This window comes from Methyloversatilis sp. XJ19-13, from assembly GCF_024580155.1.
In the GTDB taxonomy this organism is placed as follows: Bacteria; Pseudomonadota; Gammaproteobacteria; order Burkholderiales; family Rhodocyclaceae; genus Methyloversatilis.
In genome coordinates, this window is the sequence record NZ_JANINH010000006.1 from 57179 (window position 1) to 80613 (window position 23435).

Annotated in this window: 16 protein-coding genes and 1 pseudogene; 10 read left to right on the forward strand and 7 right to left on the reverse strand. The window is 66.0% G+C overall.

All coding sequences use genetic code 11. The annotated features are described in order from the left end of the window. Positions 1–48: 48 nt before the first annotated feature. Complete coding sequence (locus NMQ14_RS09735) at positions 49–1005, reverse strand: diguanylate cyclase (RefSeq protein ID WP_257095603.1); 957 nt, start codon at positions 1003–1005, stop codon at positions 49–51. Between the two features lie 197 nt (positions 1006–1202). Between NMQ14_RS09735 and NMQ14_RS09740 the strand changes: the two genes are divergently transcribed. After that, on the forward strand, positions 1203–2705 hold the full coding sequence (locus NMQ14_RS09740) for a transglycosylase SLT domain-containing protein (protein WP_257095605.1): 1503 nt from the start codon (positions 1203–1205) through the stop codon (positions 2703–2705). A 172-nt stretch (positions 2706–2877) separates the two neighbouring features. Here NMQ14_RS09740 and NMQ14_RS09745 read toward each other — a convergent pair whose 3' ends face one another. From NMQ14_RS09745 to NMQ14_RS09760, 4 genes are all read right to left on the reverse strand, one after another. Continuing rightward, the gene (locus NMQ14_RS09745; RefSeq protein WP_306441191.1) at positions 2878–4902 is read right to left on the reverse strand and encodes a dipeptide ABC transporter ATP-binding protein; all 2025 of its coding nucleotides are present in this window, start codon (positions 4900–4902) and stop codon (positions 2878–2880) included. Beyond that, positions 4899–6347 (reverse strand): ABC transporter permease, encoded by a 1449-nt coding sequence (locus NMQ14_RS09750; RefSeq protein ID WP_257095611.1) that lies wholly within the window; start codon positions 6345–6347, stop codon positions 4899–4901. The genes NMQ14_RS09745 and NMQ14_RS09750 overlap by 4 nt, the downstream gene beginning before the upstream one ends. A 66-nt stretch (positions 6348–6413) precedes the next feature. Continuing rightward, positions 6414–7391 carry an ABC transporter permease gene (locus NMQ14_RS09755; protein ID WP_257095613.1) on the reverse strand — a complete coding sequence of 326 codons (978 nt, stop codon included), beginning with the start codon at positions 7389–7391 and terminating at the stop codon, positions 6414–6416. 619 nt (positions 7392–8010) lie between these two features. Beyond that, a complete protein-coding gene (locus NMQ14_RS09760) occupies positions 8011–10191 on the reverse strand; it encodes an ABC transporter substrate-binding protein (protein ID WP_257095615.1) in 2181 nt (726 codons plus the stop codon). Between the two features lie 186 nt (positions 10192–10377). On the opposite strand from NMQ14_RS09760, the gene NMQ14_RS09765 reads away from it, so the two are divergent. The 5 genes from NMQ14_RS09765 to NMQ14_RS09785 all read left to right on the forward strand — a co-directional run bounded on the left by NMQ14_RS09765 (position 10378) and on the right by NMQ14_RS09785 (position 15717). Further along, positions 10378–11250, forward strand: coding sequence for a DUF6279 family lipoprotein (locus tag NMQ14_RS09765; RefSeq protein WP_257095616.1), 873 nt, complete (start codon positions 10378–10380; stop codon positions 11248–11250). After that, positions 11247–11873, forward strand: coding sequence for an LON peptidase substrate-binding domain-containing protein (locus NMQ14_RS09770; protein WP_257079993.1), 627 nt, complete (start codon positions 11247–11249; stop codon positions 11871–11873). The genes NMQ14_RS09765 and NMQ14_RS09770 overlap by 4 nt, the downstream gene beginning before the upstream one ends. Before the next feature lie 176 nt (positions 11874–12049). Then, on the forward strand, positions 12050–13189 hold the full coding sequence (locus NMQ14_RS09775; protein ID WP_257095617.1) for a rhomboid family intramembrane serine protease: 1140 nt from the start codon (positions 12050–12052) through the stop codon (positions 13187–13189). A 10-nt stretch (positions 13190–13199) separates the two neighbouring features. After that, a complete protein-coding gene (locus NMQ14_RS09780) occupies positions 13200–14393 on the forward strand; it encodes a DNA polymerase IV (protein WP_257095618.1) in 1194 nt (397 codons plus the stop codon). Positions 14394–14751: 358 nt separating this feature from the next. Then, positions 14752–15717 carry an IS110 family transposase gene (locus NMQ14_RS09785; protein WP_257095619.1) on the forward strand — a complete coding sequence of 322 codons (966 nt, stop codon included), beginning with the start codon at positions 14752–14754 and terminating at the stop codon, positions 15715–15717. 137 nt (positions 15718–15854) lie between these two features. Here the strand turns inward: NMQ14_RS09785 and NMQ14_RS09790 are convergent. Continuing rightward, a pseudogene (locus tag NMQ14_RS09790) lies at positions 15855–16458 on the reverse strand (PEP-CTERM sorting domain-containing protein). A 264-nt stretch (positions 16459–16722) separates the two neighbouring features. Here NMQ14_RS09790 and NMQ14_RS09795 point away from each other — a divergent pair. The 3 genes from NMQ14_RS09795 (at position 16723) to NMQ14_RS09805 (ending at position 21151) form a co-directional block, all read left to right on the forward strand. Continuing rightward, positions 16723–17058 (forward strand): HNH endonuclease, encoded by a 336-nt coding sequence (locus NMQ14_RS09795; protein ID WP_257095620.1) that lies wholly within the window; start codon positions 16723–16725, stop codon positions 17056–17058. Between the two features lie 543 nt (positions 17059–17601). Beyond that, a complete protein-coding gene (gene katG, locus NMQ14_RS09800) occupies positions 17602–19773 on the forward strand; it encodes a catalase/peroxidase HPI (protein ID WP_257095621.1) in 2172 nt (723 codons plus the stop codon). A 532-nt stretch (positions 19774–20305) separates the two neighbouring features. Then, the gene (locus NMQ14_RS09805) at positions 20306–21151 is read left to right on the forward strand and encodes a PEP-CTERM sorting domain-containing protein (protein ID WP_257095622.1); all 846 of its coding nucleotides are present in this window, start codon (positions 20306–20308) and stop codon (positions 21149–21151) included. 197 nt (positions 21152–21348) lie between these two features. On the opposite strand, the gene NMQ14_RS09810 is transcribed toward NMQ14_RS09805, so the two are convergent. After that, positions 21349–22230 carry a LysR family transcriptional regulator gene (locus NMQ14_RS09810; protein WP_257095624.1) on the reverse strand — a complete coding sequence of 294 codons (882 nt, stop codon included), beginning with the start codon at positions 22228–22230 and terminating at the stop codon, positions 21349–21351. A gap of 89 nt (positions 22231–22319) precedes the next feature. On the opposite strand from NMQ14_RS09810, the gene NMQ14_RS09815 reads away from it, so the two are divergent. Further along, positions 22320–23330, forward strand: a complete 1011-nt coding sequence (locus NMQ14_RS09815; RefSeq protein ID WP_257095626.1) for a sodium-dependent bicarbonate transport family permease — start codon at positions 22320–22322, stop codon at positions 23328–23330. Positions 23331–23435: the final 105 nt, after the last annotated feature.

Consider the following 23435-nt stretch of genomic DNA (forward strand, 5'->3'; position numbering starts at 1 on the left):
CGCACTACGGAATGCGCAGCGCACCATGCATGCGGACGAGGTCCCGAATCACTCCACGGCGACTTCCGGCACCTTGTAGCCGACGCGGTCACGACCGCCGGACTTGGCGGAATAGAGGGCGAAGTCGGCCTCTGCGAGCAGGCTTTGCGGGCCGCCGCTTTCCTGCCCGGGTGTCGTGCTGGCGACGCCGACACTGATGGTCAGCTTGCCGCCCGGCACGGCGCGATGTTCGATGCCGAGCGCCCGGATCGAGTCGCACAGGCCCTCGCCCACCCGGCGTGCGCCACCCAGATCGGTTTCCGGCAGGACCAGCGCGAATTCCTCGCCGCCATAGCGCGCCACCAGATCACTGGGTCGGCGCGATACCGCGAGCAATGCACTGGCGACACTTTTCAGGCACTCGTCACCGGCGATATGACCGTAGGTGTCGTTGTACTGCTTGAAGTTGTCCACATCGACCAGCGCCAGCGCGATCGGCCGCTTGTAGCGTGCCGCGCGACGCCATTCGCGCATGATGGTTTCGTCGAGCTGGCGGCGGTTGGCCAGCCCGGTCAGGCCGTCGAGCGAACTCAGCCGGGTCAGTTCCTGATTGGCGGCATCGAGCTTGCGTGTCAGCACCACCAGCGAATAGCGCATCTGCAGGATGCGCTGCATGGCGCGTACCTTGGCCGCCAGGACGACTTCGCTGACTGGCTTGAACAGGTAGTCGTCTCCGCCGGCGGTGATGCCCTGCACCAGATCGGTGTCGGCTGTGCGAGCGGTCAGGAAGAGGATGGGCGTCCATTCGCCGGACTGCTCGATGGCACGGATGCGTCGCGCGACCTCGTAGCCGTCGATGCCCGGCAGCACCACGTCGAGCAGCACGATGTCCGGGTTGTGCTCGCGAAAGGCGGCAATGCCGGCCTCGCCGTCGGTGGCTGCAATGGGCAGTATGCCCATCCGTTCGAGATGCTGACTGATGACGGCAAGCCCCGTCTGGGAATCTTCAATGATCAGCGCTTTCATGGACATACCCTTTTTTCCGCATCATAAGCCACGTGCGCACCGCGCGTGCGGGTGTCTGACGAAACGAAACCAAGCGCTGCCCATGTGGTCCGAATCTCTTCTCTTCATCGGCTCTTCAACGCCGGCAGCGTCCGCAACCAGGTTTGACGCTGCATGCTCCGGGTGGCTAGCATTCGGGGTTTGGCTCTTTCGCAGCAATGCAGCTTCTCATCGACTCCCTCCTGCGCCGCGCCGCGATCCTGCTGTCGGGCCTGCTGCTCGCCGGCTGCGCGGCCACCGGCGTGGTCAGCGAGAATTCCGGCGACGCGCCCGCTGCACGGTCATCCGCGAGCACGCCGGAACGCAGCCGTGCGACGAAAAAACCGGGCGACACCAGCCGCACACCGGGTATCAAACCGGGCAAGGCCGAACCGATCCCCTTTCCGGAACCGACCGAGATCGTCCGGGCACCGGAAGACGAAATCAAGCCAGTCGACCTCACCCTCCCCCCGGACGACCTTTGGGAACGCATCCGCAAGGGCTTCGGCATGGCCGACCTCGACCATCCGCTGGTCGCCGAGCACCAGGCCTGGTATCTGAATCGACCCGACTACTTCCGCCGCATGTCAGAACGGGGCCGGCGCTACATGTTCCACATCGTCGAGGAGATCGAAAAGCGCGGCCTGCCGACAGAACTGGCGCTGTTGCCCATGGTGGAAAGCGCCTACAACCCCGAGGCACTGTCGGTCGCCAAGGCGTCCGGTCTGTGGCAGTTCATTCCGTCCACCGGCAAGCTGTACGGACTCGAACAGAACGCGCAGCGCGATGACCGGCGCGATATCGTCGCCTCAACCCAGGCGGCACTCGAATACCTGCAGAAGATCTACGAAATGCACGGCGACTGGCATCTGGCGCTGGCCTCCTACAACTGGGGCGAAGGCGCGGTCGGGCGCGCCGTGCTGCGCAACCAGGCGGCCGGCCTGCCGACCGACTATGCCTCGCTGAACATGCCGGCCGAAACACGCCATTACGTACCCAAGCTGCAGGCGCTGAAGAACATCATCGCGCAGCCCGAACTGTTCGGGATCGAACTCGAATCGGTCGAAAACAAGCCCTATTTCGCCCAGGTCGCCGAAGCGCCGTCGATGGACCTGGCCACTGCAGCCCGGCTGGCCGACGTGCCGGTGGCCGAAATCAAGGCGCTCAACCCGCAGCACAAGCGACCGGTCATCCGCACCGGCAAGGGCGGTGCGCAGCTGGTGCTGCCGGCGCACGCGGTCGATACCTTCATGGCCAATCTGGACAACCGCAACCCGGACGCCGCACCGACCGCCGGCGCGCCGTGGCGTACCTACACGCTGGGGCCCAAGGAAACGCTGGCCACGGTGATCCGCCGCTTCGGCGTCAGCGAATGGCGGCTGCGCCGCTTCAACGGCCTGTCGCCGACGGTGCGCATCGGTCCGGGCAGCACGCTGCTGGTGCCGGACGAGAACAGCAGCCTGTCGCTCGACGGCGGCAACGCCGAAGAAGCACCGCGCCTGGGTGTAGACAAGCCGAAATACAAGCGCGTGAAACGCAACGGCCGCTGGGTGAATGTGCCGGTCACGCCAGCCTCCGGCAGCAAGGCCGTGAGGCCGGGTGTGCAGAAGAAGAAGGTCAGCGCGCCGCCGGCACGGAAGAAGACGGTGATTCCGGCTGGAAAGTCAGCGACGGGAAAGTAGCGGTCGGGCGTGCGACATGCCGGCGCGGCGACCTGTGGGAGATGTCCCTGTGGTGGCTGCCCTGTGGGAGCGGCGGCCTCGCCGCGATACGCACTCTGCTCAACGATGGTCGCTGCACAATCGCGGCGAGGCCGCCGCTCCCACAAAAACCCCGCGGTTCGCCGCACCGCGTTCAATCTGCGAACCAGCACGCCACGGCCTGGCGGCCATCATGACCTTCGAGCACCGGCGCATCGGTCTGACAGCGCGCCTGCGCGCGCGGGCAGCGCGGGTGGAAATGGCAGCCTGCCGGCGGATCGGCCGGCGACGGCAGATCGCCGGTCAGTTTCTGCGGCAGGGTTGCAGCGTCGAGGTCGGCACGCGGCACCGCCGACAGCAGCGCCTTCGTGTAGGGATGACACGGCGCACCGAGCACCTGGTCAACGCTGCCTATCTCGACGATGCGCCCGAGGTACATCACCGCCACATCGTGCGCGAGGTGTTCGACCACCGCAATGTTGTGCGTGATGAACAGGTAGGCCAGCCCCATGTCGCGCTGCAGCCGACCCAGCAGGTTCAGGATCTGCGCCTGCACCGACACGTCGAGCGCGGAAGTGGGTTCGTCGCACACGATCAGCGCGGGCTGCACCGCCAGCGAGCGCGCGATGGCGATGCGCTGGCGCTGGCCGCCGGAAAACTCGTGCGGGTAGCGATCGGCCATGTCGGCGCGCAGGCCGACCTGTTCGAGCAGGCGCGCCACCGCCACGCCGTCACCGCCCTGCTGCAGCGCGCCCATGCCCTCGCCGATGATTTCGCCGACCCGCATGCGCGGGTTCAGTGAGCCGTACGGGTCCTGGAACACCATCTGCATGCGCGCGCGCAGGCTGCGCAGCGCGCTTCTCGACAGGCTGCCGACATCCCGGCCATCGAGGCTCACGGTGCCGCCGGTCGGTTCGATCAGGCGCAGGATGGCCTTGCCCACCGTGGTCTTGCCGCAGCCGGATTCGCCGACCAGCGCCAGCGTGCGACCCGGGCGGATGTCGAGCGACACGCCATCGACCGCCCGCACATGACCGACCACCCGCTGCAGCACACCGCGACGGATCGGGAAATGCACTTTCAGATCGTGTACCGACAGCAAGGGCGCCTGCGCTGTCTCGATGCTGCCATCGGCCACGACTGGCGACGCCGCCGTCGCCAGCGGCGCAGCGCGCGCCGTCTCCGCCGGGTCGTACAGATGGCAGCGCACACGCTGCGCCTCGCCCGCCTCATGCCAGGCCGGCGCTTCGTCATGGCAGCGCGACCAGGCCTGCGGACAGCGGTCGGCGAAGCGGCAGCCGGTGAAGGCGGTGGTCAGCGGCGGCACCGAACCGGGGATGGTCGCCAGTTCGCCGCGGCCGTGGCGCGCGGCATCCGGCAGCGCATCGAACAGCAATTTCGAATACGGATGCGCCGGCCGCGTGAAGAAGGCGGCACGCGGCGCCTGCTCGATGAGCTGGCCGGCGTACATGACACCGATCTGGTGCGCCATGCGCGCCACCACGCCGAGGTCGTGCGTGATCAGCAGCACCGCCATGCCGCGCTCGCGCTGCAGCCGCGCCAGCAGGTCGAGCACCTGCGCCTGTATGGTCACGTCGAGCGCGGTGGTCGGCTCGTCGGCAATCAACAGGCGCGGCTCGCCGGCCAGCGCCATGGCGATCATCACGCGCTGCTTCATGCCGCCGGAAAACTGGAACGGGTATTCGTCGAGCCGGCGCGCCGCGTCGGGAATGCCGACCGCGTTCAGCAGATCGAGCGCCCGGGCGCGCGCCGGCGCGCCGCGCAGGCCGCGATGGGTGGCCAGCACCTCGCCGATCTGCTGCAGCACGGTGAGCACCGGGTTCAGGCTGGTCGCCGGCTCCTGGAAAATCATCGCCATGTCGCTGCCGCGGCTTTCGCGCATCTGCGCTTCGGTCAGCGTGGTCAGTTCGCGCCCGGCCAGCTTCACCGAACCGCCGGCGATGTAGCCGACGTCGGGTAGCAGGCGCATCAGCGCACCGGCCGTCATCGACTTGCCGCAGCCGGACTCGCCGAGCAGCGCCATGGTTTCGCCGGCACGCACCTCGAAGTCGAGGCCATCGACCGCGCGCGCGATGCCGGCCGGCGTATCCAGTTCGGCAACCAGGCCGCGCACGTCGAGCAGCGGCTCGACGGCGTGTCTCACGTCGGGTCCGCTCATGCTGCCACCTTCTTCAGGATGCGCCGCGCGCGCCACTGGAAGCGCGGATCGAAGGCGTCGCGCACCGCGTCGGCGAACAGGTTGGCCGCCAGCACCAGCGCCAGCATCAACACGAAGGCGGCGGCCAGCGACCACCACACGACCGGTTCGCGCGACAGCTCGAGGCGCGCGGCATTGATCATCGTGCCGAAGCTGTTCATCGAGCTGTCGACGCCGATGCCGATGTAGGACAGCACGGCTTCGGACAGCACCAGTCCGGAGAAATCCATCACCAGCGCAATCAGTACGATGTGCATCAGGTTGGGCAGGATGTGGCGCGCCATGATGCGCGCGTCGCCGACGCCGAAGGCGCGTGCCGCCTGCACGTAATCGAGTTCGCGCAGCTTCAGCGTCTCGGCGCGCAGCAGCCGGCACAGGCCGGTCCATGAGGTGAGGCCGAGGATGAAGCACAGCGCCAGCAGCCGGGCGTCGGCGCGTTCGGCGGCGGTTTCGAACCATTCGGGGTGGGTGTCGATGATGACCTGCATCATCAGCACCATGGCGGCAATCAGCAGCACGCCGGGGATGGAGTTGAGCACGGTGTAGAGGTACTGGATCGCGTCGTCCCACCAGCCGCCGCGGAAACCCGCGATCAGGCCGAGGGCGACCGCCAGCGGCAGCGTCACCAGCGTGGTCAGCGTGCCGATCAGCAGCGCGGTGCGCACCGACTTGAGCGACAGATAGAGCACGTCCTGCCCGACTTTGTCGGTGCCGAACACGTGGTAACCCGCGGACCAGGCTGCGGTGACGCCGCCGATCACGCAGAGCACGGCCAGCGTCACGAACACCGCGCGCCACGCGATCGGCCGGGTCGCCGCGGTGTCCGGCCGCCACACGGTGCGGCAGGTGGCGGCGTAGGGGGCACCGCGCGCGAGCGCCATCCATCCGACCGCCACACCGACCACCACCGCCCACAGCAGCAGGCCGTAGAACGCACCGCTTGCGGCACGGCGCGCGAGATCGCTGTCGCGTCCGGCCACCTCTTCAAGGTGCGCACCGCCCCACTTCAGCCGTGGGTAGTCGCGCATCTGCACGCCGTCGCGCTCCATCGTTTCCTTCGCGAAGGCGTGCGTGGCCAGCGGCGCGGAGTAGGTCTTTTCCTTGTTCAGCCGCAGGTCGGCCACCAGCGCGTCGAGCACCGACAGCACCTCGGGCGCGTACTGCACTTCGCTGCTGCCTTCCTGCGCCGGCAGCCGTGGCTGGTAATGCAGCGAATCGAGCAGCCCGACGCTGACGAAGGCCGCCAGTATCGTCGCCGACGTCATCGCCACGCCCGACTCGCCTACCCGCCGCCAGGCACGGCGCAGGTAATCCTGCCGACGACAGTAGACGGCGAGCGCGATGCAGCCGGCCACCATTGCCCACAGCAGGATGTCGGACCACAACAGGAGCGGTTTGAAATCCATGTCAGGCGTGCCTCGCGGAGGGCACGCTCACCAAGGCGGGCCACGAACGGAATGAGCAATGGGGCATCAGTTCAGCCTCACTCGCGGATCGACCAGCGTGTAGGAAATGTCGGTCAGCAGCAGACCGACGATGTAGAGCACCGAGCCGATGAACACCATGGAGCGCACCACGGCGAAATCCTGCGAGCCGATGGCGTCGATGGTGTAGCTGCCCAGCCCCGGGATGCCGAAGAAACTTTCGAGCAGCAGCGACCCCATGAACAGCAGCGGAATGACCACCACCACGCCGGTCAGGATGGGAATCATCGCGTTCTTCAGCACATGCCGGAACAGGACGCGCAGTTCCGAAAGTCCCTTGGCGCGCGCCGTGCGCACGTAATCCTTGTTGATCTCTTCGAGGAACAGCGTGCGGTACCAGCGCGCCGACGCCCCGATGCCGCCGACCACGCTGATCAGCACCGGCAGGATGAGGAATTTGCCTGCGTCCAAGCCGCTGCTGTAGCCGGAAATCGGCACCAGATTCCACACCTTGCTCACCAGATACTGGCCGCCGATGATGTAGAACAGCCCGGAAATCGACATCGCCGCCACGCACAGCACGACGCCGCCGACATCCAGCGCGGTGTTGCGGAAGAACACCAGCAGCAGCGCGAAACTAACGGTGACGAAAAGGCCGAGGACGAAGGTCGGAATCGCGATGGCGAGGCTGGGCCCCATGCGGCTCCGGATTTCCAGCGCGATGTCGCGGCCGTCGTCAGCGCGACCGAAGTCCAGCGCGAACATGCGTACCGACTTGTCGAACAGGATGGTGTCGGTTGCCTTCGCCACACCCGGCGCGGCGGCATTCCACACCAGCGGCTTGTCGTAGCCGCGCTCGGCCTTCCACTTTTCGATCGCCTCCGGCGTCACCCGCTTGGCACCGAGCTGCATGCGAGCGATGTCATCGGGCGAATTGACGACGAAGAACAGCAGGAAGGTGATCAGGTTCACCCCGATCAGGATGGGAATGGCATAGAGCAGCCGGCGGATGATGTAGGCGATCATCGTGCGGCGCCTTCGAACGCGCACCGGAAGCGCGCCTGATCAGCGACCTGCCTGAGGGACCGGTGATGGTGGGAGCTGTCCCCGTGGGAGCTGTCCCTGTGGGAGCTTTCTCTGTGGGAGCTTTCTCTGTGGGAGCAGCGGCCTGTGGGAGCGGCGGCCTCGCCGCGATACGCACTTTGCAATGCGACCATCGCTGCACGATCGCGGCGAGGCCGCCGCTCCCACAGGGCCGGTGCCGATCGCGGCGTGGGCGGAGCGGGGGGTTCGGCGAGCACGCCTCGCCGCCCGCGGCGCCGGCGGGCCATGCAGGGCCAGCCGTGGAACGGAGGGGGGGTTTCGGCGAGCACGCCTCGCCGCCCGCGGCGCCGGCGGGCCATGCAGGGCCAGCCGTGGAACGGAGGGGGGGTTTCGGCGAGCACGCCTCGCCGCCCGCGGCGCCGGCTGGCCATGCAGGGCCAGCCGTGGAACGGAGCGGGGGTTTCGGCGAGCACGCCTCGCCGCCCGCGGAGCCGGCTGGCCATGCAGGGCCAGCCGTGGAACGGCGCGGGGGTTTCGGCGAGCGCTGCTCGCCGCCCGCATAGCCTGCAGTGGATCGCCGCTCCCACAGGGGCCAGGAAGTTCATGCCGCCGCCCCCACAGCGCGCGCCTGTTCGGAGCGCTTCCAGTGACGCCAGGCGGGCCACACCAGTGCGAGCAGCAACAGGGCGCCGGCGACCAGCGGCCAGCGCACAGGGCGGTTCCATTCGGCGCGCTTCGCTTCGCGCAGCGCCGGGTCGATGCGGGTGTATTTCATCGTGTTGTTGGCCACGGTCGACGGTTTGCGGTTGAACACCCAGCTGTGTTCCAGGCCGTAGCTCTTCGGGTGGAAGCCCCACACCCAGGGCGCATCGTGCTGCAGGATGGCCAGCATGCGGTCGAGGATGACCTGCCGTTCCGGGCTGTTGTCCATCGCCTTCATCTTCTCGAACAGGCGGTCGAATTCGGCGTTTTCGTAATTTGCCGCATTCTCGCCCTGCACCTTCACCTTGGACTGCGGGCCGTAGAGCAGGAAAAGAAAGTTTTCCGGGTCCGGGTAATCGGCGTTCCAGCCCCAGAAAAAGAGTTGGGCGGCGCCCTTGCGCACCTTTTCCTGGAAGCGGTTGTAGTCGGTGCTGCGCACCACCAGTTGCACGCCGAGCTGATCGAACTGCTTGGTCAGCCAGTCGATGCGCGCCTTGCTGCCGAGACCGGTGCCGGTGGTGTCGAGATTGACCACCAGCGCCTCACCGGTTTTCGCGTCGCGACCGTTAGGCCAGCCCGCTTCGGCCAGCAGCCGCTTCGCTTCGTCAACGGACTTGCGTTGCGGCTGATCATTCACCCAATCGTACATACTGGGGTTGCTGCCTTCGCGGCCGCCCCGATAGCCGAAAATGCCGGGCGGCAGCGGCGACTGCGCCGGCAGACCGCGGCCGTTCTGGAAAATGGAAATGAACTCCTCCTGGTCGAGCGCGATGCCGATGGCCTGACGCAGCTTGCGGCCGCGCTCCGCCATGCCGCCGACCACCGGGTCGAGCATGTTGAAGCCCATGTACATCGTGGACGTCGATACCGAGGTCTGCAGCCGGATGCCCTGCGCCTGCATGCCGTCGCTCAGGCTGACTTCGCCGGTCTGGCCGAACTGCACCGCCTGGTCGAATGAATCGGAACTGATGCCGGACGCGTCGTAGTAGCCCTGCAGGAATTTGTTCCAGTACGGAATCTGTTCCTTCTCGCGCGTGAACACGATCTGTTCGACCAGTGGCAGGCGCTTGCCGCAGTCGGCCAGCAGGCCGGCTTCGCGGTCGCCCTCCTCACCCTCACACGGATAGGTTTCTTCGCGGAAGTTCGGATTGCGCGTCAGCACCATGCGCGCGTTCGGATTGTTCTCGCTGAGCATGTAGGGGCCGGTGCCGATCGGGTACCAGTCGAGCGTGAGGTTGCGCTCCGCCATGCCCGGCTGGGCGTGAAACAGGTCGGCCTCCCACGGCACCGGCGCGAAGAAGGGCATGGCGAGCCAGTACAGGAACTGCGGGTATTTGCCCTTCAGGCGGATGCGGTAGGTGTGGCGGTCGATCACCTCGACGCCCGGCAGCGCATGCTGGCGCAGGTCCAGCCAGGCGCCGGGCGGTAATATCTTCGCGGCGTCCTTCAGCGTGTCGCCGAATTCCTTCAGGCCGACGATGTAGTCGCTCATCAGGCCGAAGATCGGCGAATGCAGGCCCGGATGGGCCAGCCGCTTGATCTGGTAGGCGTAGTCTGCGGCTTCGAGCTCGCGCGAGCCGGTCTGTTCGAAGTCGTACAGCGTCAGCCGCGCGCCCGGGCCACCCGAGTGGTAGAGGTAACGGCCGGCTTCGTCGCGCGCCAGCGCCGGATGCGGCTGGTAGCGGATGCCCGGCCTGATGCGGATGTCGTACACCGACTCGGCAATGTCGGCCGCCGGCGCATCGGCCGACAGCTCGCGGCCGTCACGGTCGTAGAAGCGCGGCTGCGGCATCGCTTCGGCCGTGGCGGTGGTCAGTTCGAACGGTCGTGTGTGGTAGTGGTACTGCAGCGGCGCCTCGTAGATCTGCGCCGTGAAGGTGATTTCGTTTTCGCTGTACGACTGCACCGGATCGAGGTGCTTGGGTCGGTCGGTGAAGGCCGTGTAAAGAATGTTGCGGCCGCTTTCCGCCGCCGGATACGGATTGTTCCAGACCTCGCCGCAGCCACTGAGCAGCATCGAAGCCAGGGACGCGGCCAGCAGTCGGCACAGGGAGCGGTGCAGCGGTCGCAGTCGGATCATGGGCGGATTGTAGGCGGCGAGGTCCGCTCTGTGAGCGGGCAGGAGGAAAAAGGTTTCCGGCGAGATTTGGTTGCCGTATCGGTCGATCCACTCAGCGAACCGATACCGCGGCGATCGGTCTAGGATGCAGATGATGTGTCACCTTCCCGCCCGCCGATGAACCTGGTCCGTTCCCGTGTCCGCTCCATGAAAGCGCTGGTGCCCGCGTTCGCCGTCGCGCTCGCGCTCACCGGCTGCAGCTTCGTGCAGATGGGTTACAACCAGCTCGACCGCCTGATCGCCTGGCGACTCGATGACTACCTGCCGATGTATTCAGCGCAACGTGCAGTGGTCGAGCCCGCCGTCGCACGGCTCGTCGACTGGCACTGCGCGACCCAGCTTCCTGCATACTCGGCATGGCTGCGCACGGTCGATGCCGACCTGCGCGACGGCATGAGCGTGGGGCGCGCGAATTCGCACATCGACCAGGCCCTGGGGTTCGGCCACGACATCGCCCGCCGCGCGGCACGTGAAGTCGGGCCGCTGATGGTGGGCGCCACGCCGGCGCAGATCGAGACATTCAACAAACGGATGAAAGAGAGCAACCGTGACTATGTTGAAGACTGGGTTGAGCCATCGCGTGACGAATTGGTGCGCGAGCGCGCCAAGCGCATGAAGAAGCGCAGCGAGGCCTGGCTGGGCAAACTCACGCCGTCGCAGCTGACGCTGATCGACGACTGGGCGCGCGACGTGCGCGGCAACGGCGAGGACGGCATGGAAAGCCGCCGTCGCTGGCAAACGGCACTGGCCGACGTGCTGGCGCGCCGCAATGCCGGACGCGACGCCGTGATCAGCGAACTCGAAACCCTTTTCGTGTCGCCCGGCAACCTCTTCACACCTGGCTACTCCGCCGCCTTCGACGCCAATCGTGCCCGCGCGGCTGAGGCGCTGTCGGCGCTGTCGGCCTCGCTCACTCCGGCTCAGCGCAAGCACCTGCAGCGCGAAGCCGCCTCGCTCGTCGCCGATATCGAACAAATCGCCTGCCGCCGCAGCGAACCCAGCCTACAGGCCCGCTCATGACGACTTCACTTTCTCCCGACGCCATTCCGCTGTTTCCGCTGAGCGTCATATTGTTTCCCGACGGCATGCTGCCGCTGCGCATCTTCGAGGTCCGCTATCTGACGATGATCAAGCAGTGCCACAAGAGCGGAAAGCCCTTCGGCGTGGTGTCGCTGACTCAGGGCCAGGACGTGCAGCGCCCCGGCCCCACGCCGGGCGAGCGCTTTCACGCCATCGGCACACTGGCGGAAATCATCGACTACCAGACACCGCAGCCCGGGCTGATCGAAATCGTCACCCGCGGCACCTCGCGCTTCAAGGTGACGGCCAGCGAGCAGACCCCGCACGGTCTGTGGATGGCAGACATCGAAGTGCTGCCGGACGACCCGCATGTCAAGGTGCCTTCGGACCTGGCCTATGTCGCGGCCAATCTGGTGCGCATGCTCGAAGTGTTCGAATCGGCCGAGGTGTCGCCCATCCTCGAACCCCGTCGCTTCGACGCCGCTGGCTGGGTAGCCAACCGTTGGTGCGAACTGCTGCCGGTACCGGCCGAGGACCGCCAGCGCATGATGGAAATGACCGATCCGCTGCTCCGTCTGGAATTGATCAGCGACCTGCTGGACATGACCGAATTCGGTCGCTGACCGGACAGCCCGGCCAGTCGGCATCAGTGGTCGACGCACGCGCTCTGGTCGATATCATTGCCGAGTACCACAGCGACTTCCGCCCGGACGCGTCGCAAACGGATACACGATGGTGATCATTGCCGCCGGACTGCAGTGCTACGCTCGAGCCACTCCCGCATGACGCACTGCCTCACGTGACACCCGCCCCCCTGCCCCTGCTCGACCAGCTGATCCGGCGCCGCCGGCGCATTCCGGTGACACTCACGCTGATCGCGCTCAATGTCGGCGTGTTCGCGCTGATGCTGCTATATGGCGCCGGCCTGTGGCATTCGTCGAGCGACGTACAGTTCGCCTGGGGCGCCAATTTCGGTCCGGCGACCAAGGACGGCGAATGGTGGCGGCTGGGCAGCGCACTGTTCCTGCACTTCGGGCTGTTCCATCTGGGCATGAACATGCTGTCGCTGTGGGACGGCGGCCGACTGGTCGAACGCATGTTCGGCCCGGCGCGCTTCATCGCGATCTATCTTCTGAGCGGCCTGGCCGGCAATCTGCTGTCACTGATTTCGCAGGGCGACCGCGCGGTGTCGGGTGGCGCATCAGGCGCCATCTTCGGTGTTTTTGGCGCGTTGCTGAGCTTTCTGTGGCAGCAGCGCGACACGCTGGACCGACGCGAATTCACCCGTCTTTTCTGGGGTGCCAGCCTGTTTGCGGCCATCACCATCTTCCTCGGCTTCCAGATCCCCGGCATCGACAACGGTGCACACATCGGCGGCTTCATCGCAGGCCTGCTGGCCGGTGCGGCACTGGCGCAACCGTTGGGCGACAGCGCAAAGCCGCTGCTTGGCCGCTATCGCACACATACCGCCTCGGCCGGTCAATGGCTGGCCGGCTTCACGCTGGTCACCGCGCTGGTGCTGATGATCATCGGCATCCCGTCGCCACGCTATCGCTGGAGCGAAGAGGTGATGGCACGCGGCGAAATCCGCGAATTCATCGGCGAGGACAAGCGCATTGCCGACCGCTGGACGCAGCTGCTCGGCGACGCGCAGTCATCCGGCGCGTCGTTCGACGAACTGGCCGGGCGCATCGAATCCGAAGTGGCCGACGCCTACCAGCAGCGCTTTGACGAATTGACGGATCTGCGCCTCAGTCCGGAAGCACCGTCGGCACCGACGCTCGAAAGCCTGCGTCGCTATGCCGAACGGCGGCTCGACGCCTCGCGCGCGCTGGTCGACGGCCTGCGCGCGCACGACATCGAGCGCGTGCGCGAGGCGCTGGAGCAGGCCAGCCAGCCGCCACCGCAGGTCGCGCCGCGAAGCGGCAAGCCGAATTGATCCTGCCGCCATGACCCGCCGCTGGATCGCCCATCTCGACATGGACGCCTTCTTCGCCTCGGTCGAATTGCTGCGCTACCCCGAGCTGCGCGGCCTCCCGATGGTGGTGGGCGGTGGTGCCCGCCATCAGCCCGAACTGCTGCCCGACGGCACACGGCGCTTCGCCCGGCTGCGCGACTATGCGGGCCGCGGCGTCGCCACCACGGCCACCTACGAAGCGCGCGCCTTCGGCGTGCATTCCGGCATCGGCCTGATGAAAGCCGCCGCACTGGCGCCCGACACCGTGCTGCTGCCGATCGATTTCGACGCCTACCGACTCAACTCGCGGCTGTTCAAGGCCGCCGTGGCTGAACACGCGCCGTTGATCGAGGACCGCGGCATCGACGAAATCTACATGGACCTGACCGACCTGCCGGGCGCCCAGGATGCCGTCGGCGACGACCCGCACGGCGGCGTGCGCGCCATCGCGCTGCGCATCCAGCAGGCCGTGCACGCGGCAACCGGCCTCAGCTGCTCGATCGGGATTACGCCGAACAAGCTGCTGTCCAAGCTGGCGTCCGATCTGCACAAGCCGCATGGCATCACGCTGCTGACCGAAGCCGATGTGCCATCGATCATCTGGCCGCTGCCGGCCAGACGCATCAACGGCATCGGTCCGAAAGCCAGTGCGAAGCTCGAAGCGCTCGGCATCCGCAGCATCGGCGAACTGGCAGCGGCCGAACCGCACGGGCTGATCGAACAGTTCGGCCAGAGCTATGGCCGCTGGCTGACCGCCGCTGCGCACGGCCGCGATGACCGGCCGCTGGTGACCGAGCGCGAAGCGAAGTCACTCAGCCGCGAAACCACTTTCGAACGTGATCTGCATGCGCGCCATGACCGCGCCGAACTCGGCGAGATCTTCACCCGTCTGTGCGAGCGCCTGGCGGAAGACCTGCAGAGAAAGGGCTATGTTGCAAGATCCATCGGAGCGAAGCTGCGGCTCGATGACTTCAGTATCCTGACGCGAGAAATCACGCTGCCTGTTTACATATGCGATGCGCCTGCGATCCGTCATCACGCAGCCCTGTGCGTCAAGCGCATGCCACTCGACCGGCGCTTCCGCCTGCTCGGCGTGCGTGCCGGCCACCTGATGCGGGCCGACGCACTGCCGGCAACGGGTGCCGCCCCCGGCACGGAAGAAGGGCAGCTCGCGCTGCCCTTCTGAACGAATGGCGCGGCAAGACGGGCCGGCATCGTGCCCCTGCGGGAGCGGCCCGTGTGGGAGCGGCGGCCTCGCCGCGATGCGCACGTTGCACTGTGGCGATGAATGCACGATCGCGACGAGGCCGCCGCTTGTATGTTCTGCCTCGGCGAGTTGTAGTGAGAACTTGTCGGGGTGGAGGGACCAACGCCGCTTCTGGCTTTTGCACAGACCGTGGGAGATATCGTCCCGCCCCTCACCATCGAGCACCCATGAGGAATCCATCGACGCGGCCCACGCCGGCCCTGATCGACCATATCCTGCAAGCGATTGCCTGGTGAGTCCCGACAAGCCCCTAAACCTTAGTCGGGAGAGCCTGTTCATGACAAGTCAGCCTGCGCCGATTCACATCGGCATCGACGTATCCAAAGCCCGCCTCGATATCGCACTGGGCGAACACGGCCCGGTGCAGCGCATCGACAACACCCCTCTCGCCATCCGGGCCTGGCTGCGCGCCTTGCCCAGCGGCCCGCTGCACATCGGCTGCGAGGCCACCGGCACCTATCACCACGCGCTGCGTGACGCCGTGATCAAGGCCGGGCACCCGCTCTACCTGATCGACGGCTATCGCCTCTCGCGCTACCGCGACGCCACGAGCGTGCGGGCCAAGACCGATCCGATCGACGCCCGGCTCATCGCCCGCTACATCGCCTCCGAAGGGCATCGCCTGCACCCCTACACGCTGCCACCCGAGGCCACGCAGCGCGTGCAGCAACTGCTGCGTCGTCGCGCCACCCTGGTCCGGGCCGCCGTCATCATGCGCCAGAGCCTGTCCGATCTGCCCGGCTTCAAGCGCGAGGTGCGCGCCTTGCTGGCCAAGGCTGACCGGCTCGCCCAGCAGATTCAGGCCCAGATCGTGGAAAAGCTCAAAGCCAGCGACTGGATCGACGATCACCGCCGCTGCCAGGGTATCGAGGGCGTCGGTCCGCTGAGCGCCGCCGCATTGTGCGCGACCTTCCATCGGGGCGCCTTTACCAGCGCAGACGCCTTCATCGCCTATCTCGGACTCGATGTGTGCGTGCGCCAATCGGGCAACCAGAACGCGCGCGGCACCCTGAGCAAAAAGGGCGACCCGGAGGTGCGCCGACTCCTGCACAACGCCGCAATGGCCGCCAGCCGATCAGCCACTTGGAAACCCTTTTATCAAGCCTGCATCGCCCGCGGCTTCTCCTGCACCCAGGCCCTTGTCGCCCTGGCAAGAAAGATCGCTCGCGTGGCCTTCTCTCTCATGAAAACCGGCGCTCAATACCAACCCAGGGAGCACAAAAACACTTGTGCTCAGACATAGAATCTCCCACAGAACTTCACTGCTCGCTGCCCGCAGAGCCGGCTAGCCATGCAGGGCAAGCGGTGGATCGCCGCTCCCGCAGGACATCCCGGACCACAGTGACCGCTCCCGTCAATGCTCGCCGTCTTCGCGCGCGATCAACGCTTCTGCGTACGCCGGCGCGCGTCAAGCGTGATCAGGCCCAGGCCGGCCAGCAGCAGCGCGCAGGGTTCGGGCTCGGGCACGGCGGCGACCGGGCTGGTCAGCGCGAAGCCAACCTGGGCATCTTCGAGGTCGGAGATGCCCAGGTTGGCCGCCAGCCGGGTCGGTTACCACCAGGTTCAGGCCGGACAGCGAAAACAGCGGCGCAAACGGGACGAAGGTTTCACCCGACGTGACGCTGCCGAAAGTCGTATCAACCGCAAGCGTGGTGTCGATCAGGAAGTTCTGCAGATCGACATCAACGCTGCCACGCGACAGGCGCAAGCCGCTGCCGACACGTGCCAGGGTAGTGTTCGAAAGATCGGGGTCGAGCAGCCCCCCGGTGATCGGAAACAGACCGATCAGGTTGCCCGACGCATCACTTGTCAGCGAAGCAAGGCCGAGAGCACTCACCGACACACCTGCACCGACCAGCGTGGGGGTGCCGGTAAATGCGGTTACCGTAGGTCCGATGGGTTCGACCGGAAACGCCGCGCTGACCGTCATCGGGGAAGCGGCCATGGCCGCGAGTGCTGCAGTTGCTGCAATCTTCCTGATCATCATGGGTACGCTCCCGAATGGCTGGAGTGGTCATGGGCCGGTGGGCCGGCCTCGTGTCACTGTGGTATCTCTTTCGCGTCTGCCCTCCCTGCGCGCACGGAACGGATGCGTTGCATCACGCGCACGGCTCCCTCGGCGGGCGAAGTAGCGGATAGAAGCTTCGTGCGCTATGAAGCCCCCGTGTCACGCGAACATCACGCAATCGTCACGCAGGTGCGGCGGGCGCCCGGAACCGCGGGGCGGACGTCCGGTCACTGGGTCGCCATGTCACGCAACCCGGACTCGACACCCCAGGACGGCGCCCGTACGCGCCTGCGCGAAGACGCGCCCTGCCCGCTGTGCGGGCGACCGATGCGCGCCGGATCGGTGGTCGATCAGCACCATTTGGTGCCGAAGTCGAAGGGCGGGCGTGTCACGGTTCTGATGCATCGCATCTGCCACCGCAAGCTGCATACCGTACTGGGCGAAGACGAACTGGCGCGCGATTTCGCCACGCCGGAACGATTGCGCGAACACCCCGACATCGCCGCCTTCATCCGCTGGATACGCCGCCGACCGCCGGAATTCGATGACCGACACCGGCGGCCGCGACGCGCGTGATCAAGCGGTGAATTGCGGCCGGCGAGCGAGGCCTGAATCAAGGGTGCCCTCCGGACTGGCGCGACACGACAGAGGACGCAAGCACGCGCACCAGATCTGCCGATACTTCGAAGGCCGAAGGTCCGGGCCGTCGCGCGAAGGCGCCGGCGGCGTCCGGCGCTTGCCGGCCGCGGTTTCCGTCGCACCGCTTGGCGCAATTTCGCAAACCTGACACCTGATTGAAGCGCATCACCCACGAAATCTGATTGACGGGTTAGGCGCCCGGCAACTCGCATGGATTATTGAAGGCGATCTAAAGAAAATAACGACGGTCACCCGCAGGGCATCGACGAAACTCGCCTGACCGGGCATCGTCGTCAAGCGGGAACGGGTTGCACCGTCAGGAATGAAATCGACCGGGGCAGGCCGTACCGAACTTTCAGGTGCAGTGGTTGATCTGTTTCGATTCATCCATTTCAAGAATCGCCCGGCAGGTTGATTCGGGCTGTTTGCATGACCTCAGCCGGAGCGAACGCGCCGGGGTCACTACCAAAGGAGAGCACGATGAATGCACGAGACGAGTCCGCCGGCAAATGTCCGGTCATGCACGGCGGCGCCACATCGGCCGACTTATCCGTGATGGAGTGGTGGCCCAAGGCCTTGAACCTCGACATCCTGCACCAGCACGACCGCAAGACGAATCCGATGGGCGAATCGTTCAGCTATCGGGAAGAGGTGAAGAAGCTCGACTTCGCGGCGCTCAAAAAGGACGTCACCGCGCTGATGACCGACAGCCAGGACTGGTGGCCGGCCGACTGGGGCCACTACGGCGGCCTGATGATCCGCATGGCGTGGCACGCGGCGGGTACGTATCGCATCGCCGATGGCCGCGGCGGCGGCGGCACCGGCAACCAGCGCTTCGCGCCGCTCAACTCCTGGCCCGACAACGGCAACCTCGACAAGGCACGACGCCTTCTGTGGCCGATCAAGAAGAAGTACGGCAGCAAGCTGTCGTGGGCCGACCTCATCCTGTACGCCGGAACGGTGGCCTACGAATCGATGGGCCTGAAGACTTTCGGCTTCGGCTTCGGCCGCGCAGACATCTGGCACCCGGAAAAGGACATCTACTGGGGTTCGGAAAAGGAATGGCTGGCGAAGTCCGACAACCCGAACAGCCGCTACTCCGGCCAGCGCGACCTCGACAACCCGCTTGCCGCCGTGATGATGGGGCTGATCTACGTGAATCCTGAAGGGGTCGACGGTCAACCCGACCCATTGAAGACCGCGCACGACGTGCGCGTCACCTTCGCCCGCATGGCGATGGACGACGAGGAAACCTGCGCGCTGACCGCCGGCGGCCACACAGTCGGCAAGTGCCACGGCAATGGCGATGCTTCACTGCTCGGCCCCGCACCGGAAGGCGCGCCGATCGAGGAACAGGGCTTCGGCTGGATGAACCACAGCACTCGCGGCGTCGGCAGCAACGCGGTCACCAGTGGTCTTGAAGGCGCATGGACCACGCACCCCACGCAGTGGGACAACGGCTATTTCAAGCTGCTGCTCGGCTACGACTGGGAACTGAAGAAGAGTCCGGCCGGCGCCTGGCAGTGGGAACCGGTCAACATCCGCGAAGAGGACAAGCCGGTCGATGCGGAAAACCCGGCCATCCGCCACAACCCCATCATGACCGACGCCGACATGGCGATGAAGATGGACCCGGCCTACCGAAAGATTTCCGAGCGCTTCCATGCCGACCCGGCCTATTTCTCGGAAGTGTTCGCGCGCGCCTGGTTCAAGCTGACCCACCGCGACATGGGCGCGAAGGCTCGCTACATCGGCCCGGAAGTGCCGCAGGAAGACCTGATCTGGCAAGACCCGGTACCCGCCGGCAACACCGGCTACGACGTCGCCGTGGTCAAGGCGAAGATTGCCGCCAGCGACCTGTCGGTCGGCGACATGGTGGCCACCGCGTGGGACAGCGCGCGCACCTTCCGCGGCTCGGACCTGCGCGGCGGCGCCAATGGCGCGCGCATCCGCCTCGCGCCGCAGAAGGACTGGGACGGCAACGAGCCGGCCCGCCTCGCCCGCGTGCTCGGCGTGCTCGAACCCATCGCTTCAGCCGCCGGCGCCAGTCTGGCCGACGTGATCGTGCTGGCCGGCAATGTCGGCATCGAACAGGCCATCAAGGCGGCCGGCTTCGGCATCCCGGTGCCGTTCGCGCCGGGTCGCGGCGACGCCTCGCAGGCGCAGACCGACGTCGAATCCTTCGAAGTGCTCGAACCGGTGGCCGACGGCTTCCGCAACTGGCAGAAGCGCGACTATGTCGTCACGCCGGAGGAACTGCTGCTCGACCGCACCCAGCTCATGGGGCTCACCGCACCGGAAATGACCGTGCTGATCGGCGGCATGCGGGTGCTCGGCACCAACCACGGCGGCACCATGCACGGCGTATTCACTGACCGTGTCGGCGCGCTGACGAACGACTTCTTCGTCAATCTCACCGACATGGCGTACATGTGGAAACCGGCCGGCAGCAACCTGTACGAAATCCGTGACCGCCAGTCCGGCCAGGTGAAATGGACCGCCACCCGGGTCGACCTGGTGTTCGGCTCCAACTCCATCCTGCGCGCCTGCGCAGAGGTCTATGCGCAGGACGACAGCAAGGAAAAGTTCGTGCACGACTTCGTCGCCGCCTGGACCAAGGTGATGAACGCCGACCGCTTCGATCTGGCCTGAAGCCGGCCGCCGCGCCGACGCAACTGCAACGGTTTGCGCGGATGTGGCGCCCGCTCCGGTCACGGGCAAGGCCCTGTGATCGGAGCGACGCCCTCTCTGTGGGAGTGGCGACCCGCGACGATCTGCACCGGCCCCTGTGGGAGCGGCGGCCTCGCCGCGAACATGTCACGACCATCGTTGTGCAGAGTGCGTACACGGCGATGGGGTTTCGGCGAGCTGCTCGACCAACGCCTGCATCGCAGACAAGTTCCGCTTCGGCAAAGGACATCGCTGTTCGCGGAAACGATGTCTTCCCAATGCAACACAGCATTGCCCTGCCCTGCCCTGCCCTGCCCTGCCCTGCCCTGCCCTGCAGGTATCAGGCACCGGGCGCCATTGTGATTTGTTGCAGTTTTGTGTTTCTCTTCATTCCCCGTGAATATCTGCACACTAATTCTCGAGGGCAGATGGCGGGCATCAAGATGATCGCCCAGCATGAGGAAGGGTCACGGTCACCCGGATTGCGTGACATCCATTTCCCCAGGAGGCAGACATGAAGGCTTCTAACGTATTGACGGGTATTGCGCTCGCGGCGATCACATCCCTGCACAGCGGCGTGGCGTCCGCAGTGCTGGTCAACAACGTAGGTCTGGAAGTGCGGGCGCTCGTCGATACCGACGCCTTCGGCGCCAAGGCACCGCTGGCCAACGCGATCGAATCCGAAATCGATCTTCCTTACGACCGCTCGGTGGTGAGCATTTCCGGCGGCACGACCGGCAGTTTCTCCTACATGGCCGTCTCCGATATCGGCAACCAGCTCCTGAAGATCGGCGGCAGCCTGACCAATCCGACCGGTACCGATTTTTTTGGCTTCGGTGTGCCGTTGATCAACGTCTATGCCCAGGCAAAGGATGTGCTGTCGCTCACCTCGGCGGTTGCCGGCACCTACGATGTCACGCTCGAACTCGTGGTCAAGGGAAATCTGGTGACTTCCGGCGTGTCGGGTGATGTCAGCGCCAACAGCCTGCTGACGTTTGGCCCCGTGGTCGGACTCAATACGACCGACTCCAGCCGCTACACCGCGGCGGGTGAAATCAACGATACGCTGAGCGTCACACGCCAGCTGACGTTCGCGGCGCCTGGCTCGGCAATCGATATGGAATTCGAGGCTTTTGTCAGCTTTTCGGCAACTCGGGTGCCAGCAGGCTTCACCATATCGGGTGATCTCAGCAACACGGCTTTCCTGAATCTGATCCTGCCTCAGGAACTTTCGGTCATCGAATCAGGGTCGGGTACCTTCGGCGTCGCCATCCCGATACCTGAGCCGCAGGTCCATGCGCTGATGCTGGCTGGGCTTGCCTTGATCGGCACGGTTGCCGCACGTCGAGCGCGCGTCTGATCTGCAGTCAGAACCGTCCGTCGTTATTCGCGTTCGGCGGGTGCCTTGGACACGCGCGTCGCGTCGTCTGCCGACACGAAATCGCGGCAGCCGATCGCAGTGCGCGAGGAAAGGTCTTGCTTTCAACGACGATGTTGTAACGCAGCCGGTTGCCCTGGCTTCTTCGAGTACACGGAGTCTGTAGTCAGGGCACGCATTCATGTGGCCAGCAGATGCGCCTTGAACGCGCGCGCCAGCGGCGACAGCTTCTTGCCGCCCGGATGCACGATGTGCCAGTTCGACAGCACCGGAAACCCGTCGACGTCGATCACGCTCACGCCGTGTTCGCCGTCCAGACCGTGCAGCGCATGGCGCGACAGCACGGCGATGCCGAGGCCGCCGGCGACCGCTTCCTTGATCGCCTCGTTGCTGCCCAGTTCGAGCCGGATGTCGGGCCGGAAGCGGTGGCTGCGGAAATGCTGGTCGGCCGCCATGCGGGTGCCGGAGCCGCGCTCGCGCAGGATGAAGCGGCGGCTGTGCAGCGCATCCAGCATCACCGATGACTGGCTGGCAAGCGCATCGTCGGCAGGTGCAACGACGACGATGGGATTGGTCATGAAGATGTCGTCGCTCAGGTCCATGTCGGCTGGCGGCATCGACATGATGTAGAGGTCGTCCATGTTTTCGCGCAGGCGCTGCACTACGCCGTCGCGGTTGAGCACTTCGAGCGACACGTCGATCGCCGGATGCCGGGCACAGAAACTGCCGAGCAGGCGCGGCATGAAGTACTGCGCGGTGCTGACGACCGCCACCCTGAGCTTGCCTCGCGTGAGGCCGCGGGCACCGTCGGCCTCCTGCTCGAAGGCGTCCCAGGACTGCGCGATGGCCCGCGCGGTCTTGGCCAGTTCCTGACCGATGTCGGTCAGATACACCTTCTTCGCCACCACTTCGTACAGCGGCAGCCCCACGGCTTCGCTCATGTCCTTCAACTGCATGGATGCGGTGGGCTGCGTCACGTGCAGCGCCCGCGCGGCACCACTCACGCTGCCGGTTTCGGACAGAGCCAGAAAAAGACGCAATTGCCTGAAGGTGATATTCATAGGTTTTAATCTATGTTGCAAGACAGAAAAATCGATTTTACTCGATGATCAGAACACCCTAGCATCCGGGGCGAAAGGAGATTGCCCCCATGCACACACTGCTCGACCCCGCGATCCTGTTCTTCGTGTTCGGCGTTCTGGCCGGCACGCTGCGTTCCAACCTCGATATTCCGGAGCCGATCAAGAAATTCCTGTCGCTCTACCTGCTGATGGCGCTCGGTCTGAAGGGTGGCTTCGCCCTGGCGCAATCCGGCATGAACCCCGGCGTGGCAGCCGGCCTGGCTGCCGCTGTCTTCATGGCCTTTCTGGTGCCATCGATCGGCTATCTGCTGCTGCGCCGGGTGGCGTCGCGCTTCGACGCAGCGGCCGTGGCCGCATCCTACGGCTCGGTCAGCGCAGTCACGTTCGTCACCGCCACGCAGTATCTGGACAACGCGGGCACCGCTTACGGCGGCCACATGACCGCAGCCATGGTGCTGATGGAATCACCCGCCATCATCATGGCTGTGCTGCTGGCGAATGCGGCGCGTCAGGCGGTGAGCGCACCCGCCCTGGTGACCTCCGGCGGCGGCGCGGCCGTGATGACGGCAGGCGCTGGCGCACCGGGGACACCGATCGGCCGCATCCTGCACGAGTCCTTCACCGACGGCGCGCAGCTGCTGCTGATCGGCGCGATGGTCATCGGCTACTTCAGCGGCGAAGCCGGCAAGGCCGTGATGCAGCCCTTCGCCGGCGACCTGTTCAAGGGCATGCTGGCCTTCTTCCTTCTGGACATGGGTCTGATGGTGGCGCGCAATTTCGACCTGGCGCGCAAGGCGTCACGCTGGCTGCTGGTCTATGCCACCGTGGCCCCGGTCGTGCATGCGGCCATTGCCCTGACGCTGGCTGCCGCGCTGGGCATGGGCTCAGGCGACGCCACCCTGCTCATGGTGCTGTCGGCCAGCGCGTCCTACATCGTGGTGCCCGCCGTGCTGCGTACCGCGATACCGGAAGCCAACCCGGCCCTCTACTTCGGGCTCAGTCTGGGCGTCACCTTCCCGCTCAACCTGCTGGTCGGCATACCGGTGTATGCAGCGGCGGCGGCGCGGGTGCTGGGCTGAGGTCTGTGCTGGCATTGAATCGCGAACCGCGTCTGCTGTACGCGTACCACGGGCAAGTCGTGCGCCTTGTCGAGACAAGCCATCTCGACAAGGCGCACGACGCGG

What these genes read in the sequence shown, in the direction of transcription:
- NMQ14_RS09765 (WP_257095616.1), top strand. Translation starts at nt 10,378, where the DNA reads ATGAAAGCGCTGGTGCCCGCGTTCGCCGTCGCGCTCGCGCTCACCGGC.
- NMQ14_RS09815 (WP_257095626.1), top strand. Translation starts at nt 22,320, where the DNA reads ATGCACACACTGCTCGACCCCGCGATCCTGTTCTTCGTGTTCGGCGTT.
- NMQ14_RS09745 (WP_306441191.1), bottom strand. Translation starts at nt 4,902, where the DNA reads ATGAGCGGACCCGACGTGAGACACGCCGTCGAGCCGCTGCTCGACGTG.
- katG (WP_257095621.1), top strand. Translation starts at nt 17,602, where the DNA reads ATGAATGCACGAGACGAGTCCGCCGGCAAATGTCCGGTCATGCACGGC.
- NMQ14_RS09785 (WP_257095619.1), top strand. Translation starts at nt 14,752, where the DNA reads ATGACAAGTCAGCCTGCGCCGATTCACATCGGCATCGACGTATCCAAA.
- NMQ14_RS09795 (WP_257095620.1), top strand. Translation starts at nt 16,723, where the DNA reads ATGTCACGCAACCCGGACTCGACACCCCAGGACGGCGCCCGTACGCGC.
- NMQ14_RS09740 (WP_257095605.1), top strand. Translation starts at nt 1,203, where the DNA reads ATGCAGCTTCTCATCGACTCCCTCCTGCGCCGCGCCGCGATCCTGCTG.
- NMQ14_RS09760 (WP_257095615.1), bottom strand. Translation starts at nt 10,191, where the DNA reads ATGATCCGACTGCGACCGCTGCACCGCTCCCTGTGCCGACTGCTGGCC.
- NMQ14_RS09735 (WP_257095603.1), bottom strand. Translation starts at nt 1,005, where the DNA reads ATGAAAGCGCTGATCATTGAAGATTCCCAGACGGGGCTTGCCGTCATC.
- NMQ14_RS09750 (WP_257095611.1), bottom strand. Translation starts at nt 6,347, where the DNA reads ATGGATTTCAAACCGCTCCTGTTGTGGTCCGACATCCTGCTGTGGGCA.
- NMQ14_RS09780 (WP_257095618.1), top strand. Translation starts at nt 13,200, where the DNA reads ATGACCCGCCGCTGGATCGCCCATCTCGACATGGACGCCTTCTTCGCC.
- NMQ14_RS09755 (WP_257095613.1), bottom strand. Translation starts at nt 7,391, where the DNA reads ATGATCGCCTACATCATCCGCCGGCTGCTCTATGCCATTCCCATCCTG.
- NMQ14_RS09770 (WP_257079993.1), top strand. Translation starts at nt 11,247, where the DNA reads ATGACGACTTCACTTTCTCCCGACGCCATTCCGCTGTTTCCGCTGAGC.
- NMQ14_RS09810 (WP_257095624.1), bottom strand. Translation starts at nt 22,230, where the DNA reads ATGAATATCACCTTCAGGCAATTGCGTCTTTTTCTGGCTCTGTCCGAA.
- NMQ14_RS09805 (WP_257095622.1), top strand. Translation starts at nt 20,306, where the DNA reads ATGAAGGCTTCTAACGTATTGACGGGTATTGCGCTCGCGGCGATCACA.